Source organism: Neisseria sp. HMSC064D07 (assembly GCF_001837185.1).
GTDB classification, from domain to species: domain Bacteria; phylum Pseudomonadota; class Gammaproteobacteria; order Burkholderiales; family Neisseriaceae; genus Neisseria; species Neisseria flavescens_C.
This window is the reverse complement of sequence record NZ_KV831643.1, coordinates 1-18,508: the sequence shown is the minus strand read 5'-3', so window position 1 is coordinate 18,508 and position 18,508 is coordinate 1. Positions and strand designations below refer to the sequence as shown.

Annotated in this window: 13 protein-coding genes; 2 read left to right on the top strand and 11 right to left on the bottom strand. The window is 49.2% G+C overall.

Annotation, left to right across the window (positions count from 1 at the left end):
• Positions 1-40 precede the first annotated feature (40 nt).
• The 4 genes from argC to HMPREF2608_RS00590 all read right to left on the bottom strand — a co-directional run bounded on the left by argC (position 41) and on the right by HMPREF2608_RS00590 (position 8,228).
• Positions 41-1,087 carry an N-acetyl-gamma-glutamyl-phosphate reductase gene (argC, locus tag HMPREF2608_RS00605; protein WP_070825624.1) on the bottom strand — a complete coding sequence of 349 codons (1,047 nt, stop codon included), beginning with the start codon at positions 1,085-1,087 and terminating at the stop codon, positions 41-43.
• A 446-nt stretch (positions 1,088-1,533) separates the two neighbouring features.
• The gene (locus HMPREF2608_RS00600) at positions 1,534-3,255 is read right to left on the bottom strand and encodes an ABC transporter ATP-binding protein/permease (RefSeq protein ID WP_070825623.1); all 1,722 of its coding nucleotides are present in this window, start codon (positions 3,253-3,255) and stop codon (positions 1,534-1,536) included.
• 125 nt (positions 3,256-3,380) lie between these two features.
• On the bottom strand, positions 3,381-5,588 hold the full coding sequence (locus HMPREF2608_RS00595) for a TonB-dependent siderophore receptor (RefSeq protein ID WP_070825621.1): 2,208 nt from the start codon (positions 5,586-5,588) through the stop codon (positions 3,381-3,383).
• 426 nt (positions 5,589-6,014) lie between these two features.
• The gene (locus tag HMPREF2608_RS00590; RefSeq protein ID WP_070825620.1) at positions 6,015-8,228 is read right to left on the bottom strand and encodes a TonB-dependent siderophore receptor; all 2,214 of its coding nucleotides are present in this window, start codon (positions 8,226-8,228) and stop codon (positions 6,015-6,017) included.
• 309 nt (positions 8,229-8,537) lie between these two features.
• Here HMPREF2608_RS00590 and serB point away from each other — a divergent pair, with 309 nt between their 5' ends.
• Positions 8,538-9,368: a phosphoserine phosphatase SerB gene (gene serB, locus HMPREF2608_RS00585; RefSeq protein WP_070825626.1), complete on the top strand. Its 831-nt coding sequence runs from the start codon at positions 8,538-8,540 to the stop codon at positions 9,366-9,368.
• Positions 9,369-9,439: 71 nt separating this feature from the next.
• Here the strand turns inward: serB and lpxH are convergent, their stop codons facing one another.
• The 7 genes from lpxH to rpsT form a co-directional block, all read right to left on the bottom strand.
• The gene (gene lpxH / locus HMPREF2608_RS00580) at positions 9,440-10,150 is read right to left on the bottom strand and encodes a UDP-2,3-diacylglucosamine diphosphatase (protein ID WP_198400576.1); all 711 of its coding nucleotides are present in this window, start codon (positions 10,148-10,150) and stop codon (positions 9,440-9,442) included.
• 151 nt (positions 10,151-10,301) lie between these two features.
• Positions 10,302-11,687, bottom strand: a complete 1,386-nt coding sequence (locus HMPREF2608_RS00575) for a PIG-L deacetylase family protein (protein WP_070825619.1) — start codon at positions 11,685-11,687, stop codon at positions 10,302-10,304.
• 239 nt (positions 11,688-11,926) lie between these two features.
• Positions 11,927-13,735, bottom strand: coding sequence for an aspartate--tRNA ligase (gene aspS / locus HMPREF2608_RS00570; RefSeq protein WP_070825618.1), 1,809 nt, complete (start codon positions 13,733-13,735; stop codon positions 11,927-11,929).
• A gap of 55 nt (positions 13,736-13,790) precedes the next feature.
• Positions 13,791-14,183 (bottom strand): hypothetical protein, encoded by a 393-nt coding sequence (locus tag HMPREF2608_RS00565; RefSeq protein ID WP_049332338.1) that lies wholly within the window; start codon positions 14,181-14,183, stop codon positions 13,791-13,793.
• 417 nt (positions 14,184-14,600) lie between these two features.
• Positions 14,601-15,272: a DUF502 domain-containing protein gene (locus HMPREF2608_RS00560; protein ID WP_070825625.1), complete on the bottom strand. Its 672-nt coding sequence runs from the start codon at positions 15,270-15,272 to the stop codon at positions 14,601-14,603.
• A 152-nt stretch (positions 15,273-15,424) separates the two neighbouring features.
• On the bottom strand, positions 15,425-16,564 hold the full coding sequence (locus HMPREF2608_RS00555; protein WP_070825617.1) for a phospholipase A: 1,140 nt from the start codon (positions 16,562-16,564) through the stop codon (positions 15,425-15,427).
• A gap of 168 nt (positions 16,565-16,732) precedes the next feature.
• Positions 16,733-16,996, bottom strand: a complete 264-nt coding sequence (gene rpsT, locus HMPREF2608_RS00550; protein WP_002212556.1) for a 30S ribosomal protein S20 — start codon at positions 16,994-16,996, stop codon at positions 16,733-16,735.
• 309 nt (positions 16,997-17,305) lie between these two features.
• Between rpsT and HMPREF2608_RS00540 the strand changes: the two genes are divergently transcribed.
• The gene (locus HMPREF2608_RS00540) at positions 17,306-18,448 is read left to right on the top strand and encodes an extracellular solute-binding protein (protein WP_070825615.1); all 1,143 of its coding nucleotides are present in this window, start codon (positions 17,306-17,308) and stop codon (positions 18,446-18,448) included.
• The last annotated feature ends 60 nt before the right edge of the window (positions 18,449-18,508 follow it).

Sequence of the window (18,508 nt, the reverse complement as noted above, 5' to 3'; positions counted from 1 at the left end):
GTCGAAGGAAGGGCTTTTTTGCAAAGGTCTCAGGATGATATTAAGGCATCAATGGTGCATTAGTCAGGCTGGTGGTTTCGGGTAGGCCGAACATGATGTTCATATTCTGCACGGCTTGACCGGCTGCGCCTTTAACCAAGTTGTCGATGACGGAAAGAACAATCCACACATCGTCTTGATCGGGCGCTTTTTGAATGCTGATACGGCAGAGGTTGGCACCGCGCACGCTGCGGGTTTCAGGTGTCGAACCTGAAGGCAAAATATCGACAAAAGGACTGTCGCGGTAGTATTCACGCAGCAAGGCTTCAGGATCGATGTGTTCTTGCAGGTGCAGATACAGGGTAGCGTGCATACCGCGTATCATCGGAACAAGGTGTGGCACGAAAATCAGGCCGTCTGAAACATGGTCTTGAAGTCCGGACAGGGTTTGTCGGATTTCAGGCAAATGGCGGTGGCCGCCGACGCCGTAGGCTTTGAAGTTGTCGCCTGCTTCGCACAATAGGGCGTGGGTGCTGGCTTTTCGGCCTGCACCGGAAACACCGGATTTACAGTCGGCAATCAGAGGCGCGTTGGTTTTCAGACGGCCAGCCTGAAGCAGCGGCAATAATGGCAGGGAAACGCAGGTAGGGTAGCAGCCCGGGTTGGCCACCAGCATGGCTTTGGCGATGTCGTCTTTGTGAAGTTCGCACAAGCCGTACACTGCTTGGGAAACGAGGTGCGGCGCGGCATGGGTCATTTTGTACCATTTTTCCCATGTGGGGATGTCGCGGATGCGGAAGTCGGCAGACAGGTCAATCACACGTACGCCTTTTTCCACAAGGGCCGGTGCTTCTTTCATGGCCACGCCGTTGGGCGTGGCGAAGAACACGAGGTCGCAGCGGTCAAGGCCGGCATCCTCGGGCATTTGGAATGTAATGTCGTAAATGCCGCGCAGGCTGGGAAAGTAGTCGGCAACCGCAAGACCGGCTTCGCTTCGACTGGTGATGGCAGTAACTTCTGCGTTAGGATGATTGCTGAGCAGACGTAACAATTCAACGCCTGTGTAACCGGTTGCACCGACGATACCAATTTTAATTTTTGTGGTCATGGTGTGGCTCCTTTGTAGGGTAACAATGCGTTTGATTATATAGTAATTAATTGCCGTCGGTCAGCAGTGCTTGTGCCAAGCTTTGCAATAGAGGGTTAAACAGGCCGTCTGAAATATGGGATTAACGATATTGGAGAGAGGATTTCAGACGGCCTGGAAGTTTGGGAAAACGTGATTTGCGGTTTTATTTGACTATGGCTTTGAGATTAGTGTTTTTTATTTATAGTCAATCTCTTATGAAGATTATAGACCTCATATTTTTAAAACCTTTTATATTCCGTCTTTATCCTATTCATACAAATATAAAATAAAAACGCAAAAAAATGCCCCCGGGTTGGAGAACCGGAGGCAAGTATCCAAGGAGTAGCTCTCATCAATAAGAACTAGTTACTTGGTACTATATCCCTTGTTAGGATCGAAAGCAAGCGTTTTGCACATTTTAACATTCAAATAATTTTTTCATTCAAATTCAGTGAGCTATCAAACAGGGCTTGGATCTTGGGTTGGTGGCTGATGCCGATGACCAAAGTATCGGGCAAATGTTGCTTGATGGTCTGCATCAACATCAGGGCGGATTCGTCATCGAGCTGGTTGGTGGCTTCATCTAGGAACAGGATTTGCGGTTTGTGCAGCAGTGCGCGAGCGAGGCTGAGGCGTTGCTGCTCTCCGCCGGAAAGGATGCCGTGCCATTCGTGTGAAGTGTCCAAATCGTTCATCAACGTGTGCAACCTACCCGTGGGGCTGCTTAAGCCTACTTGTTCCAAAATGGTTTGAATCAAATGGTCGTCTTGGCAGGCCGTATAGGGATAGCTGACAGTTTGACGCAATGTGTCCGCAGGCAGGTAAGGGCGTTGCGAGAAAAACAGGCGGCTACCTTCGAGGGAAAAACTGCCGTGATAATACGGCCATAAACCGGCAAGCACGCGAAGCAGCGTGGATTTGCCGATGCCGCTTCTGCCTTCCAGCAATACCCATTCCGGAGAATGGGCTTGGAGGTGAATATCAGTAAGCAGGGGGCTGCCGGTTTGGGTGTGGACGGTGAGGTTTTGCAGAGCGAGAATGCCGCTGTGGCGGTGGTTGTTTAAAGTCGGAGTGGGTTCGGAGGCTGGGCGGGTGGGGCTTCTGCCTTCCTGTTCTACTTGTTCCAATGCCGTCTGAAAACCGGAGAGGCGTTCGACGACTGCCGCCCATTCGATGAGGCGGTGGTAGGAGTCGGTAAACCAGCCGAAGCTGTCTTGAACACGGGCAAACGATGTGCGGGTCTGCATCATGTCGCCGAAGGTCATGGTTTTGGCGAGGTACATGGGCAGCGTGGCGAGGATGGGGATGAAGATGCTGATGCGCACATAGGTCGCCCAGAAGGTTTCTTGGCGGAATTCGCAGTTGGTGAGCCGCCGCCAGTTGTCGCGGATGCGGAGGTAACGCTGTTTCAGACGACCTGTTTCGGCTTCACTACCGTTGTAGAAGGCAATTTGTTCGGCATGGTCGCGTACGCGCAGGAGGGCGGCGCGGTAGTCGGCTTCACGGTGCTGGCGGTCAATGTTGAGGTTTTTTAGTTTGCGGCCGACAAGATGGGCGATGATGGTGCTGAAGATGGAATAAATCAGTGCAACCCAAACAAGATAGCCGTAAACGGTAATGCTGTATCCGCCTATGTTGAAAGTCTGTACGCCGGAGAGCGTCCACAATACGGCGACAAACGCGCTGAATTTGGCAATATTATTGATGAAGGAGCGAAAGAGGCTGATGCTTTTGTCGGCAAGCAGGTAGATGTCTTCGGCGATACGTTGGTCGGGGTTGTCCGGTTCGCCTGTCAGGCGCAGGCGGTAGTGTTTGTGGCCGTCGAGCCAGTTTTTTTGAAATTGCTCGGTCAGATGGGTGCGCCAACGGAAGATGAGGCGTTTTTGCAGCCAGTCGGCACAAACGATACAGCCGATAACCATCGCCATATAGCCGAGGTATTCGACAATGAGCGAAGGCATGGATGCGCCGTCAAACGCGGCCAGCGCGTCGTAGAAGCGTTTGTCCCATGCGGCAATCCAAACGCTGATGGTAATAGAGAATAGGGTAAACCCTATCAAAACGGCGAGCATCAGCCATTGGAGGCGACCGTGTGCCCCCGACCAAAAAGGGCGGGCAAGGTAAAAGAATTTTTTGAGTATATTCATGATGAATGCTTGTGAATGTGCGTGATAGGCCGTCTGAAAACAGAATTTTGCTTTCAGACGGCCTTGTTTATAAGCAATGATTGGTTTTTATATGCTTTTGAAGAGTAGAGGAAAATCGCCGCTATTTACATTTTCCACTTCAGGCTGAACACGGCGTTGCGTGGTTCGCCGTAGAAGTTGCCACTGTTTAAGCTGCGGCTGTATTGGTTTTCGTAGTAGCGTTTGTCGGTCAGGTTGTTGACTGCCAGCCCCAGTTGCAGGTTTTTGCTCGGGCGGTATTGGACGTTGGTGTTCCAAACCGTGTAGCCGCCTTGTTTGAGTGAGCCGGAAGAATTAGCGGTTTTGCTGCTGCTTTTCAAGCCCAGCCCGATTGTCCATTTGCCGTCATCCACTGGCAGGATATAGCTGGTGTAGAGGCGGAACATATGCTTCGGCGTATGGCTGCTGAAGTTGTAGCCTTTTTGGCGCGATTCAACATTGCCGGTAACACTGCTGCGGTTGGTGCTGCGGTTGAAGGTGTAGCCTGCGTAAACTTGCCAACGGTCGGTCAGGCTGCCGGAGATTTCGGCGTCCAGGCCGCGGCTGCTTTGGTTGAGCGGTTCCCAGTAGGCGTGTGGTTTGGCATTGACGCGTTGGTTGTTGTTGTCTTTGTCGGTGCGGTAGAGGGCGACCGAGGTGTTCAGACGGCCTTCGTTCCATTCGCCTTTCCAGCCGAGTTCGTAGTTGCGTCCCATAATCGGAGGCAGCAGGTTGTCGTTGTAGTCGCGGTTCATCGTTTGTTTGAAGATGGACGTGTAGGCGGCGTAAACGCTTTGTTTAGGCGTGATGTCGTAAGTGATGCCGGCATAAGGAACGAAGCGGTTGCGTTTGAGCGAGTCTGATGAACCTGCTACCCCGTCTTTGAGGTCGCGATCCCAATAGAAGTCGCGTTTCCAGCTGGTATAGCGTCCGCCTGCGATGATGTGTAGTTTGTCGGTAGGATTAATGCGCGCGCCCAAACCAAAGGCATGGGTAGTATAACGGCCGTCGCCACCACGGGCTTTTGCTGTGGCAGAATTCCAATCGGGTTTGGCTTTCTCGCTGCCGTTAAAGGCATCTGCGTCATAGTTGCTGCTGTCGTTGAGCCAGCGGTTGCTTGAGTTCACGTTCTCTTTGGAATAGCTGTGCATGAAGAAGAGGTCGTGATTTTGGCCGAACGCGAAGATGCGGCCGGTCAGGTTGTTTTGGAAAGTGAACTGGCGGTTGCCTGCATCGTAACGGTCGAAGCTGTATGTGGTTCCCAGGCCGTCTGTACCGATGCCTTTGCCTGTGCCACCCAGCGTGTAATATTCTTTTGAACTGGTGTTCTTACGCCAGTCCAACTTGCTGCTCAGTTTCCAGTTATCGTTGAAATAATGTTCAAACTCAGTAAAAAGATTGTATTTTTTCAGGCGGGCTTCGTTCCAATCCGCACCCAGATAGCGGCTGCGTTTCCACTCTTTGCCGTCTGCACGCATAGGCAGGCCGTCCGGATCGGGTGTTTCGGTTTGGTTGAGATAGCTTGCGCCCCAGGTAAGTTTGCTGTTGTCGCCGATGTCTTTGTCCATTACGCCGTAAAGCAGGATGTCGCGGCCGCCGGATTGGTCTTTGAAAGTTTTGTTACTGCCTACCGAGCCGACAAAGCGTCCGCGCAGGCCGTGCTCTTGGCTTAAGGTACCGGATGCATCAAAGACGCTGTTTACTTTGCTCCATGAGTTTGCCATCAAATCGGCGGAAAGCTGGCGTTTTGCAGTCGGCTTTTTACGGACGGCGTTTACCGTGCCGCCGGGTTCGTTGTTTGCCTGTGTCAAACCTGCCGCACCGCGTACCACTTCAATGTGGTCGTACATTGCCATATCGGTTGCACTGGTCGGGTCGCCGGCCGGGCCACCTAAGCCGAATCCGCCGGGCGAACCAAGTTGCGTGGCAATGCCGTCTTCTTCAAACTGTTCGATAAAATAGCCGCGCGACATGAAATGCGTGCGTCCGCCACTTTTGAAAACATTGATGCCGGTAGCGTTTTGCAACGCACCTTCTAAGTCGGTGATGCCCTGGTCTTCAATTTGTTTTTTAGTAATGACGCTGACAGATTGGGGAATTTCCCGCGGAGAGAGGACCAGCCCCGTGGTTGAGCGCAGGGCGGATACTGTGTAGCTGTTTTGACTTTCAGTGCGCAGGCTTTTGTTTTTACCCACTACGGTAACTTGTTCCACTTCAGCCTGTTGTACCTCTTCGGCAGCTTGTGCGGCTTGGGGCAATGCGGCAAGGCAGAGGGCAAGTGTGCTCAGTTTGAATAGTTTTTCAGAATGATGCATTTGATGAGGTCCTTGATAAAGAAAGATCTGTTTGTTTTTAAATATTAGCGGCAATATCTGTTTAAATTGAGCAGTTATTTTTTATAATCCGTTTTGTTTTAAAAATTAAATTTAAATCTCCGAATCATTTTATTTGATTCAATTTTGATTTTGCCAAACCATCGGGTCAAAAAAAGTTGCCGCCGGAAAGGGAGCCGTTGGCAACGAATGGAGGTGGTAATGCAATGAAAGCTAGATACAAAGGGTAGTATCAAACTAGCCATAAATAACTATATCGAAACGGTGAAAAAAATCAACAGGAATTTTTTTCGGTTGAGAAAATTTTTTAGACTGTTTGCTTTATATCAAGGTTAAAAGAGTTTGATTGGAAAAGGCCGTCTGAAAACGGAAAGAATCGGTTTCAGACGGCCTTTGAATCAAGTGAGATTAGAACTTGTAATCGACTTTGAACATGACGTTGCGCGGTTGGCCATAGTAGTTGTTCGCGCCTTTGCTGCTGACTTTGTTGTTCTCGTAGTAGTAACGGTTGAACAGGTTGGTCGAAATCAGTGCAAGTTTCAGGTTTTTCGATGCCTGATAATCAATGTTGGCATTGAATACCGCATGACCGCCGCGCTTCACGCCGTAGAGGCTGGCGGTTTTGCTTTGTGCGGTTACACCGCCGCCGATGGTCCATTTTTTGCCGTCAAACGGCAGGTTGTAGCTGGTGTGGAGGCGCAGCATGTGTTTTGGCGTGTGCAGGCTGAAATTAGTGCCTGCGGGGACGGTGCCTTTGCTTTCCGCTTCAAGATATTTGGACCGGTTGAACGTATAACCTGCAAACAGTTTCCAATCTTCGCTCAGGTTGCCGGATATTTCGGCTTCGATGCCGCGGCTGCGGACTTTGCCGACGGGTTCCCAATACCATTTTTGGTCTGCCGTATCCCAAACCTGCACCGCGCGGTTTTTCTGTTCGATGTCAAACAGGGCAAGCGAGGTATTCAGCTTGCGGTCAAACCATTCTCCCTTCCAGCCGATTTCGTAGTTCGCGCCGGTAACGGGTTCAAGATAGGATTTGTCTTTGCGCTGATTGCTGTTCGGTTTGAAGATGGATGTGTAGCTGGCATACAGGCTTTGGTTCGACGTCAAATCGTAGGTAACGGCGAAATAAGGATTGAAACGGACGGTTTTGCGGTCGGTAACCGAATCGGGATCGCTGTCTATCTTGCCGCCCGTGTAGAAATAGTCGGTTATATATTTCGATTTGATGTGGTTCCAACGCGTACCTGCCATGATGTGCAGTTTTTCTTTCAACATATTGAAACGGAAGCCCAAAAGCAGCGCGTGGGTGGTGCGTTTGGAATGGGTTTCCCAATACATCTGATAAGGTGTGGCGTGCCAGTCGGCGGGTTCGGCGATTTCGTTGCCGGTAAAGGTCATCGGGTCGAAGGAAACTCCCGGGTTGTATTGACGGCGGCTGCCGTTGTTTTTGGTGTGCGTGTAAGTGTATTCGGTAAAGATTTCCTGCGGCACGCCTATAATTTCAAATTTGCCGTTCAAATTATTTTTGAAGGTCAGTTGTTTCTCATCATTGTCGTAACGGCTTAACCAGCCAGAGGCTAATGCGCCGCCGGGCGTGTAGCCTGCGTAGGACGTGGACGTATTGTAAATGCCGCTGTTTTTCTTGGTATTTTCGTTGTAGTTGTAATCCAGCTTGCCGGTATAACGCCAGTTGTCATTGAAATAATGTTCCACTTCGGCGAATGCGTTCGCTTTGTCGTAAACGCCTTTGTTCCAGTTGTAGCTCAGATAAGTATCGCGCGGCAGGTTCAATGCCACGCCCCAATCGTCGGGCTTGGTGTGTTTGCGTTGATAGAGGCCGCCCCAAGTGATTTTGGTGTTGTCGCCGACGGATGCGTCCATCACGCCGTAAAGCGTGGCATTGCCGCCTTTGACGCGGTCTTTGAAATTTTTGTCGCGTTCCAATGCGACGACGGCGCGGCCGCGCAAAGTGCTTTCATCGTTCAGACGACCTGAAAAGTCCCCCGTGGTGCGGACTTTACCGAAGCGGTCGATTTGGGCTTCACTCTGAATAATGCGTTCGCCGGTGGGGCGTTTGCGTACGGCGTTCAACGTACCACCCGGCTCGCCGTTTGCCTGCGTCAGCCCGGTCGCACCGCGCACGACTTCGATATGGTCGTAAACGGCGATGTCGTTCATGCTTTGCGCGTCATACATCGGATTGTTGATGGCGCCGGGGACGGTAGATGAGATTCCGTCCTCTTCGATTTGGTCGATATAGAACCCGCGCGATTGGAAGCGCGGAATGCCGGCATCACGGATGACGTTTACGCCGGTGGTGGTTTTCAGGGCATCAACCAAGTTGGTAATCCCCTGCTCATTGATTTGTGTCTTGGTAATCACGCTTACCGACTGCGGCGTTTCTTTCGGAGACAAGGCAAGCCCGGTGGTGGTACGCATGGCTGAAGTTGTGTAGGAGTCGCGGTTTTCGGTGCGGGTAGAACGGTTTTTGCCGGTTACGTTGACAGTTTGCAGCTCGGCAGTTTGTTCGGGCCGGGGTGTTGCCGTGTTTTCTGCTAAGGCTGCATAGGGCAGAGTGGCAATAATGAGTGCTAATGTTTTAAGGGTTGGGGCGTTCATGAACGTCTTTCTATAATTAAAATAAAATAATAATAATTATATTTTACGGTAATTTTGTTGTTTTGTAATTTAATAACAAGATTTTGAGGGTTTTTAGCGGATTTATGTTGTTTTTATGGTTTTTGAAGGTATTTTTGAAATTAAACTAGTTAAGGGAATCAAGCGACAGGCCGTCTGAAAATTTTCGGGGTTGTTCGGCTATAATGTTGTTTTGGTTTTTTAAGGCCTTTGCAAAAATACGGTTTGGGGTTTTAGGCTGAATGTGTACCCGATATGTTTGTAAAGGTTTTGGGGTATGAGGAGAATGAGATGAAGAAAGTTTTGGTGTTGCAGCATGGGGATTTAGGCGTTTGCGACTGGTCGGCGTTTGGCGGTTTGGTGTCTGCACCATTAGGAAAGTCGGTATTGCGTCTGCCGGTTGATGATGATTTTGAATGGACGGACGAGATGCGGGCTGCGTTGATTGCGCAGCAGATAGATGGTGCGGTGTTGCCGGATGTGGCTTTTGCTGATTTGGGACTGATTGTCAGCGATATGGATTCGACACTGATTACGATTGAGTGTGTGGATGAGATTGCGTCCGGTGTCGGGCTAAAGGATGAAGTGGCAGCGATTACGGAGCAGTCGATGCGCGGCGAGCTGGACTTTGAGCAGTCTTTGCGCAAGCGTGTGGCTTTGCTGGCCGGTTTGGACGAGCGCGTGTTGGAAGAGGTGTACGAGAATGTGTTGCAGCTGTCGCCGGGCGCGGAATTTTTGTTGGAAGAGTGTAAACGGAATGATGTGAAGTTTATGCTGGTGTCGGGCGGATTTACGTTCTTTACGGAACGCCTACAACGGCGTTTGGGCTTGGATTTCCATTTTGCGAATGTGTTGGAAGTGGAAAACGGCAAGCTGACAGGCCGTCTGAAAGGGCGGATTATCGATGCACAGGCTAAGACGGATTTGTTGCGTGAATACCGTGAGCGTCTGGGTTTGGCTCCGTGGCAGGTGGTGGCGATGGGTGATGGTGCGAACGATATTCCGATGATAAGGGAGGCGGGATTCGGCATTGCTTATCGGGCGAAACCGAAAACTGAGGCGAATGCGGATGCGTGTGTGCGCTTTGGTGGTTTGGAGCGGATACGCGGTTGGTTTGCGTAAACCGGTTGAGGATATTTGTCAGTCAGGCTGTCTGAACAATCGGGAAACCGGTTTTCAGACGGCCTGATGTTTTATAAGGCGATAAAACGGTAGCCTTCGGCATCGACTTCGAGAATGGAGGCGTAATTGTCGCGCCAGTCGCCAAGTACGATGCGGGTGTAATCGGCGTTGCGATGGATGTTTTCGCGGTGGGTATGGCCGTGGATGAGCAGGGGCGTGTGGAAGCGTTGGACGGTTTCGTGGGTAAAGGCCGGATTGACATCCATGATGTCGGCGGTTTTGTGTTGCTTGTCCTGTTTGCTCTGTTTGCGGATTTTGGTGGCGATGTTCAGTCGGAGTGTGAGCGGCAGGAGCAGAAACAGGCGTTGCAGCCATTTTTGATGGACGGTACGGCGGAATTTTTGATAAGAATGGTCGTCGGTGCAGAGGGTGTCGCCGTGACAGAGCAGGGTGGGTGTGCCGAACAAGTCGATAACGGCGTACTCGGGCAGTAAGGTCATGCCGGTATCGCGGGCGAAGGTTTTGCCGATGAGGAAGTCGCGGTTGCCGTGGATGAAATAGCAGGCGACACCACGCTCGGTCAGGCTGCGGATGGTTTGCTTGATGATTTGAACCAAAGGGCTGTTTTCGTCATCGCCGATCCAAAAATCGAAAAGGTCGCCAAGAATGTATACGGCTTGGGCATGAACGGCTTTTTCTTGGATAAATTTCTGGAAGAGTGCGGTCAGTTGAGGATGGGATTCGCTCAGGTGCAAATCGGCGATGAAGTAAATCGGCATGATGATGTGGGACGTGTGGGAAGGGTTTTATTATAACTTGGGTTGTCGCGTTTGGTTGGGTTTGGTGTTTTTCGTTTGTAATGTAGTGATTTTATTGTTTTGATTTGGTGTGATAAAGGCCGTCTGAAACATCTTTTCAGACGGCCTTTGTGGTTTATAGGGCTTTGCCCTGATAAGTGATTTGTTTCAGCGTATCTTCTTGGTACAAGTCGCTGATGGGGACGGTATAGAAGAATTCGTTGCTGCGGACAAAGCGGTTGACCAAGTCTTTGTCGAGATGGAGGACATGGTGTCGCAGTTTGTTTAGGCCTTTGAATATCATGGTACTCCAACGCATATAGCCGTCTGAATTAGGACGGATGTCGTTCATGGCGTCAAGGGCGAGAAGTTTGCGGTTTTGCTCTTCTCTATCCAAAGGATGGGAATAGATGCTTTGGAAGTAAAACGGTTGCTCGGAGGATGGCGGCAGGCTGAGGGAAGAGCCTACTTTGCCGATAGGGAAGTCGTCGCTCAGATAATGTATGGTGTGCAAAAACAGATTGCCGCGGCGGTAATCGATTTTGCGCAGGGCTTCGATGGCGGCCAGCGCAGTATGTTGGTGGTCGGGATGCGCATCAATATTGGGGGACGGCGACACGATAATATCCGGCTGGAACGTTTCTATCAGATAGCCAAGGTTGTCTACCAAGCTGTTCCAAGTTGAGCCGGGTTTGAGGTGTTTCGCCAATGGGGATGTATTGGCACTGCGGAAAATGTCGACGTTGGTTGTATCGATTTTGGTCGATTTAATCTCTTTTTCCGGATTTTGGCGCATGGCGGTCAATGTGCTGTCGAAGTAGCCCAGTTGCAGGATGTTTTCAGACGGCACGCCGGCCAAAAGGGGAACGGTTAGGCTGTTCCAAACGCGCATCCTGCCTTTTTGCAGATATTGTGCCTGGGTGTCGCAGTCGCACGTGCTGTAAAGGTTACCATAGTGGAAGCTGCCGCCTTCGCTGGCGGTTAAGGTGCAGATCATTGAATTGGCAGCGTGTTTTTCGTACAAACCGTATGCGCTGAGTTCCGCATCGTCAGCATGAGGCGCGAGGACAAGGATTTTTTTGCCGTCTAGGTTTTCACGCGGATAAACAGAGAGTTCGATTTCTTGGTCGGGCAAGGACAGGTATTTGCCTTCCAAGTGGATGGTTTTGTCGCTGTCGGAGAAGGTGTCGCTCAGATTGATATAGCGCACGCCTTTTGCGCCGTATTCGAAATATTGCTTCCATTTGCCCTTAGATGAAATGGTTTCAACAAAAGGCAATACCAGCAATCCTGCCCAAGTGGATTTGATACGGATTTTGGCAATAACGGTATCTTGTCCGCTGATAGTGGCAGGTAAAGTCAGGCTGCCACCCTTAAGGGTAGCATGCACGGTAGAGGGGAGGGAGGGATAGTTATAGTCTTGGTGTGTGTTATAGGCAAACTGTTTTTTGTGAATAATTGAAGTAATAATAAACAACAAAATAAAAAAAGTCAGTATCAGCCCCGTCAGTATTAGAAACATTGTTGGGTTCCTTTATTGTTGTAACAGTCATGATAGTGCTTGTGGAGCTTATTTGTTTGTTTTTCTTACAAACGGTTGTTTTTTATACTCTAACGTCATTAAAGTGAACGTTTAAAATAAAACAGTTTGCGGGTTGATTATATATAAACGATCAAAATACAGAAAGGCCGTCTGAAAAGTTTGAAAGAAATTTCAAAAATTTCAGACGGCCTTGATATTTTAAAGGTTAAGCCGATAAATTATGCTTCTTTTGTTTCAACTGCTTTCTGACGCAGACGCAGGCTCAATTCGCGAAGTTGTTTGTCGTCGACCACATTAGGTGCATTGGTCAGCAGACATTGTGCACGTTGTGTTTTCGGGAAGGCAATCACGTCGCGGATAGATTCTGCACCGGTCATCAGGGTAACCAGACGGTCGAGGCCGAATGCAAGGCCGCCGTGAGGAGGCGCACCGAATTTCAGGTTGTCCAAGAGGAAGCCGAATTTCTCTTGTTGCTCTTCAGGGCTGATTTTCAGCGCGGCAAACACTTTCTCTTGTACGTCTGCACGGTGGATACGGATAGAGCCGCCGCCGATTTCCCAGCCGTTCAATACCATGTCGTAGGCACGGGCCAGGCAGTTTGCAGGGTCGGAAACCATCAGGTCTTCATGACCTTCTTTAGGCGCGGTGAACGGATGGTGTACGGCAACGTAGCGGTCGGCTTCTTCGTCGTATTCGAACATTGGGAAATCGACAACCCACAAAGGTTTCCATTCGTCTACGAAGTAGCCGTTGTCTTTGCCGTGTTCCAAGCCGACTTTGATACGCAATGCGCCGATGGCTTCGTTCACAACTTTGGTTTTGTCTGCACCGAAGAAGATGATGTCGCCGTTTTGTGCGCCGGTACGCTCGATGATTTCTTTCAGGGCGTTTTCGGACAGGAATTTCACGATTGGAGATTGCAGGCCGCTGTCTTCGCCGTTGGAGAGGTTGCTGATATCGTTTACTTTGATGTATGCCAGACCTTTCGCGCCGTAGATGCCGACAAATTTAGTGTATTCGTCGATTTCTTTGCGGCTGAATTTCGCACCGTTAGGCACGCGCAGAGCGACTACGCGGCCGCCTTTCATGTCAGCTGCGCCACGGAAGACTTTGAATTCTTCCGTTTTCATCAGGTCGGTCAACTCGGTAAATTTCAAGTTGATGCGCATATCCGGTTTGTCAGAGCCGTAGTAGAACATGGCTTCAGAGTAAGGCATGCGTGGGAAGTTGCCCAAATCTACGTTTAAAGCATCTTTGAAGACTTGTTTGGCCATGCCTTCGGTGATGTCCATGATTTCATCCTCGTTCAAGAACGAGGTTTCCAAGTCGATTTGAGTGAATTCAGGTTGGCGGTCGGCACGCAAGTCTTCGTCACGGAAACATTTGGTGATTTGGTAGTAACGGTCGAAACCGGCAACCATCAGCAATTGTTTGAACAATTGTGGAGATTGCGGCAGAGCGAAGAATTCGCCCGGATGAACGCGGCTTGGTACGAGGTAGTCGCGCGCGCCTTCGGGAGTGGAGCGGGTCAGCATCGGCGTTTCAATGTCGATGAAGCCTTGCGCGTCCAAGTAGCGGCGAACGCCCATGGCCACTTGGTAACGCAGACGCAGGTTGCGTTGCATGGCAGGACGGCGCAAGTCGATAACGCGGTTAGTCAGGCGAACGTTTTCGCTGATGTTTTCGTCGTCGATTTGGAACGGAGGTGTAGCGGCAGCGTTCAAAACTTCGATTTCTTTGGCAAGGATTTCGATTTTGCCGGAAATCATTTTATCGTTGGTTGTGCCTTCAGGGCGGTTGCGTACGCGGCCGGTAATGCTCAAAACGTATTCGTTGCGGGAAGAGTCGGCAGCGGCAAATGCTTCCGGAGTGTCAGGGTCGATAACGACTTGAACGATGCCTTCGCGGTCGCGCAGGTCGATAAAAATCACACCGCCGTGGTCGCGTCGGCGGTGTACCCAGCCTTTGACGGTAACGGTTTGGTCTAAGTATTGCTCGCTGATAAGGCCGCAATAGTTGGTACGCATATTATTTCCTTGTTTATATATTGAAGTGTTTAATTTATAACTAAGAAATTGGTAATTATGGTGTCCAACCAATTTCTGTAATTTGAATCACATTTTTAATTTTTTTAAAGCCTACTTCCATTCCTGAGTTTTCGGCTTCGGGATAAGTCTGTGCTACAAACACATGATTCTTATTTTTCCAATTAATATTAATTTCTACTTCATTTCTAGAAGTTTTATATCGACGATTTTTATTTGGAAGAACGTTTGGGGCCTCGCCTAGATTTTGAGTTAGATTGCGATATTCTTGATAAGCTTCATTTATAGATGAGCCATGATAAGTACAATTCCTTTTCCAACCCTCTGTTACATTAATGGGTATGATTTTTTTGCATGAAAGCTCCCCTGATGAAAATGCTAGTGAGCTATATGTAGCTAGAAAAATAATAGATAGTATTTCCCGTTTCATGATTATTCCTGTGAGTAAAATGTGAGGAGATTTATTTACGGATTAGTGCTGTGGCAATGATATTGGCATGGTTGTGTGAGTCATTCTCTTTGCCTTGTGTAACCATGCTTAAAATATTTCCTAAATATCTTTGAAATTAAATATGCAGGGAGCTATTCCAGTTACCGCGCAGTTCTCCGCTTTATAATAACTACGTTTCCAAAAAATCGCAAAATTACTATTACATTCAATCATATTTAGATACTTCTAGTAAGTTCGCAGTCTGTGTAGGTTGCCAGTCATTATGAATTAGTAAGTGCGAGCTTTGTGGTAATTCCTTAGTGGTTATATTTTTTGGGATAGGCTAAATATTATGATTAATAGATATTTATGCATTATTCTGTTGTTAAGAATTTGATTAATAAGTGCTATAAACTATCAGTTTTTTTTATCTTGGATGGTTTTAATTTGTATTTCATCCGGCATCACCATGCCCAGTGAAATCACATATTTCAATGCTTGATCCACACTCATGTCCAGCTCGCGAACGTCGCTTTTTTTAACCATGATGTAATAGCCGCCGGTCGGGTTGGGCGTGGTTGGGACGTAAACGGAAATATAGTCGTCATCTTGCGGCAGGCTGCCTTTGAGTTTGTCGGGAATATGGCCAGAAACAAAGGCTATCGTCCAAATGCCTGGTTGCGGAAAGGGAACCAGTACGGGGGTTTTGAACGAGCGGCTGCTGTCGGAGAGCAGGGATTCGGAAACTTTTTTAACGCTGGAGTAGATGGATTTGACGACGGGAATGCGTCCCAAAAGGCTGTCCCACGCGCCTAGAATCCGTCTGCCCAATACGTTGGCGGCAAATACGCCGGTAACGAACAAGACGACTGTGGCGGCAACAATGCCCAAACCGGGTATGTTGAATCCCCAGAAATGCTGGGGCTGCCAGCTTTCCGGCAATAGGCTGATCAGTCTGTCGGCGGCGGATATGATGTAGGTCATCGCCCAGATGGTTACAGCAATCGGCAACCAAACCAGTACGCCTGTAATCAGGTATTTCTTTAAAGCCTTGGCGATTTTTCCGCTTTCGGCTGCGGCTTCTGTCATCTTTGTTTCATTCCGGCAAGTTTTGCCCAAACTTTGCATTATACGCGTTTGGACGCTAGGAAACGAGTATTTTAAACGAATGGCTTGTTTTGTTTTATTGTTTCAGACGGCCGCCTTGATTGCAAAGGCCGTCTGAAACAATATGGGGTCATTTAGATGCCGTCCCAGTCGTTGAACATCAGGCCGAAGCCGATGCCGTTTTGTTTGTGGTTGTAGTCAATCAAGCTTTCGCCGTAGCCGTGGAAGCCGCGGACAACGCCTTTGAGTTTGCCTTTGATGGGGAAAGTATAGGCCGCTTCAACGGCGCCACGTCCGCTTTTCGGATTGTAACGCAGGACGGAATAAACATTTTGTTTGTCATTGAGGCGGTATTGGACTTTTAAGTCGCCATAACCCATGTATTTGTTGATGTCCGGATTGTCATCGTCGTCTCCTTTTTGGTCGAAGGCACGCATCCAAACTCTAGGAATAACGGTCAGCTTGCCCCATTCCATGCCTGCCATGGCGTAAACCCGGTTCCATGAGCGTGATTCGGGGCGGCTTTGACCGTTGGACTGGTGAACAAAACCTGCGCCAACCATACGCAGTTTGCCGCCAAAAGGCAGGTCTGCTTTAACGGGTTGGGTAATGAAGATTTCGGGCTCGTAGTCGGTATTGCGGAACGGAGCGGATTTGCGGCCTTGGTTGAAGATTTGCCAGTCGGATTTTTGGGTGTAGCCAAACCATACGTCGGCACGGGTTTTGAATAAATCTTCGGCAATCTTGCTTTTGAAGGAAACCTGCATTTTGGTTTCGAGGCGTTTTTGCTCGCTGAATTTTTCCTGTGTGGTTACGCCGCGGCTGGGGGATTCCGGGTAGTAGTTGGGGCTGCTGTTGTACCAAACGGGCATGAGGTACATAGGGTTGTGTTCGCGTACGCTCAACAGGCCGCGTGTGTCGTTTTTATCCAAATCGTACATCAGGCTTAAAGGCGTGTAGCTGTCAGCAGTTTCGCTTAATACGTCGTCTGAAATATTCGGATGGGTAGGGTTGTCGAATACGATGGCCGCTTCTTTTTTCTCAATGCTCTTGCGCACGCTTTTTTCGAGGTCAACCGGTGTTTTGGCGGTTTCGGTTTGCGCTTGCGGCAGTGGGGATTGAGGGGGAAGTTGCGCCGAGTAGATGTTGTCGTAACACGCCAAACGGGTGGCGTTGTCTTGAATGGTGGTGCAGTGTAGGGCGGTATCGGCGGCAGCCAGTGGGGCGGCGGCAATGAATCCGATACTTAGGGAATGTTTCAACATCTTGTTCATGAGAGTTTCCGTTGTTTTTCAGACGGCCTGATGAAAGGGTAAATGGTTTTATTTAGTCGGTTTAGGCTGTGAATACGGCAATGCCCCTGAAAGGCAAGACCTCAGGGGCATCGTATCAGCTCGATTATCCTGCTTTGGTTGTCAGGATTTCCGGCATCTGCGTCAGTATTAAGCCAAGGCTTTTACTTTAGCAGACAGACGGCTTTTATGACGGGCTGCTTTGTTTTTGTGGAATACGCCTTTGTCAGCGATACGGTCGATGACTTTAACGGATTCTTGGTAAACTGCTTGAGCAGCAGCTTTGTCGCCGGCTTCAACTGCTTTCAACACTTTTTTCACAGCGGTACGGAATGCAGTACGCAGGCTGGCGTTGTGGGCGCGTTGTTTAACCGACTGGCGGGCACGTTTGCGGGCTTGTGCGCTGTTTGCCATATTGAATATCTCCTGAAAAATAAATTCTGTAAACGCGCAATTTTAAAGACAGATTTCCTTATATGCAAGCTTTTTCTCTATAAACGCGCGCAAATCAGCCGTATTTTGCCCAAAAACGACAGCCGGTGCAATGCTTTTGGGAAAAAAGATGATGTTGCTTTGCCTTATTTCAATAAAAATCAGATGGATATTGCTTTTCGTTTGCTTACGTTTCCATTACAATAGCCTAACTCTGCGCCGGGGTGTTTATGGGGTGCAGGGTTTCTTATTTATTGACATTAACCACTCTTTCATCAGGAATCTGCCCGTATGAAAAAATCTGTATTAGCCGTATTGGCCGCATTGTCTTTGGCCGCGTGCGGCGGTGGCGAGAAAAAAGCCGAGCAACCTCAAGCAGGCAGCGCGCCTGCTGCCAATGCCGAAGCAGCCGCCACCGATACTTTGAATATCTACAACTGGTCAAACTACGTTGACGAAAGTACAGTCGAAGACTTCAAAAAAGCCAACAATTTGAAGCTGACTTACGATTTGTATGAAAACAATGAAACGCTGGAAGCCAAAATGCTGACCGGTAAATCCGGCTATGACTTGGTTGTGCCCGGTATTGCCTTCCTGCCACGTCAAATTGAGGCAGGTGCATACCAAAAAATCAATAAGGATCTGATTCCGAACTACAAAAACATCGACCCTGAATTGCTGAAGATGTTGGAAACCGCCGACCCGGGTAATCAATACGCCGTTCCTTATTTCTCCGGCGTGAACACTTTGGCGATTACCGCGAAAGGCAAGGAACTTTTGGGCGGTCAACTGCCTGAAAACGGCTGGGACTTGCTGTTCAAACCCGAATACACCAACAAGCTGAAATCTTGCGGCATCGCTTTGTGGGATACACCGAGCGAAATGTTCCCAATTTTGTTGAACTACTTGGGTAAAGATCCTAAAGGCTCGAATCCTGAAGATTTGAAAGCGGCGGCGGAAGTGTTGAAGTCTATCCGTCCTGATGTAAAACGTTTCAGCCCTTCCATCATTGACGAGTTGGCGCGCGGCGATATCTGCTTGGCAGCAGGTAACGGCGGTGACTTGAACTTGGCCAAAGCGCGTTCTGAAGAAGTGAAGAACAATGTCGGCGTCGAAGTGTTGACGCCGAAAGGCATGGGCTTCTGGATTGAATCTTGGCTGATTCCGGCCGATGCGAAAAACATCGTCAATGCCCACAAATACATCAACTACACACTTGATCCCGAAGTGGCTGCGAAAAACGGTATCGCCGTAACCTTCGCACCGGCCAGCAAACCTGCACGCGAAAAAATGCCTGCAGAGCTGGTGAACACTCGCTCTATTTTCCCGAACGAGCAAGACATGAAAGACGGTTTCGTCATGCCTCAAATGAGCGCAGATGCGAAAAAACTGTCTGTTAACTTGTGGCAAAAAATCAAAGTCGGTTCAAATTAATTTTGAGTTGATTATTTGAAGCAAAGCAAAGGCCGAGACCTTTGCAAAATTCCCCAAAAT

Coding starts and splice junctions, on each gene's coding strand:
- HMPREF2608_RS00540 (WP_070825615.1), top strand. CDS start 17,306: ATGAAAAAATCTGTATTAGCCGTATTGGCCGCATTGTCTTTGGCCGCG.
- HMPREF2608_RS00595 (WP_070825621.1), bottom strand. CDS start 5,588: ATGCATCATTCTGAAAAACTATTCAAACTGAGCACACTTGCCCTCTGC.
- aspS (WP_070825618.1), bottom strand. CDS start 13,735: ATGCGTACCAACTATTGCGGCCTTATCAGCGAGCAATACTTAGACCAA.
- HMPREF2608_RS00590 (WP_070825620.1), bottom strand. CDS start 8,228: ATGAACGCCCCAACCCTTAAAACATTAGCACTCATTATTGCCACTCTG.
- rpsT (WP_002212556.1), bottom strand. CDS start 16,996: ATGGCAAACAGCGCACAAGCCCGCAAACGTGCCCGCCAGTCGGTTAAA.
- argC (WP_070825624.1), bottom strand. CDS start 1,087: ATGACCACAAAAATTAAAATTGGTATCGTCGGTGCAACCGGTTACACA.
- serB (WP_070825626.1), top strand. CDS start 8,538: ATGAAGAAAGTTTTGGTGTTGCAGCATGGGGATTTAGGCGTTTGCGAC.
- HMPREF2608_RS00575 (WP_070825619.1), bottom strand. CDS start 11,687: ATGTTTCTAATACTGACGGGGCTGATACTGACTTTTTTTATTTTGTTG.
- HMPREF2608_RS00555 (WP_070825617.1), bottom strand. CDS start 16,564: ATGAACAAGATGTTGAAACATTCCCTAAGTATCGGATTCATTGCCGCC.
- HMPREF2608_RS00600 (WP_070825623.1), bottom strand. CDS start 3,255: ATGAATATACTCAAAAAATTCTTTTACCTTGCCCGCCCTTTTTGGTCG.
- HMPREF2608_RS00560 (WP_070825625.1), bottom strand. CDS start 15,272: ATGACAGAAGCCGCAGCCGAAAGCGGAAAAATCGCCAAGGCTTTAAAG.
- HMPREF2608_RS00565 (WP_049332338.1), bottom strand. CDS start 14,183: ATGAAACGGGAAATACTATCTATTATTTTTCTAGCTACATATAGCTCA.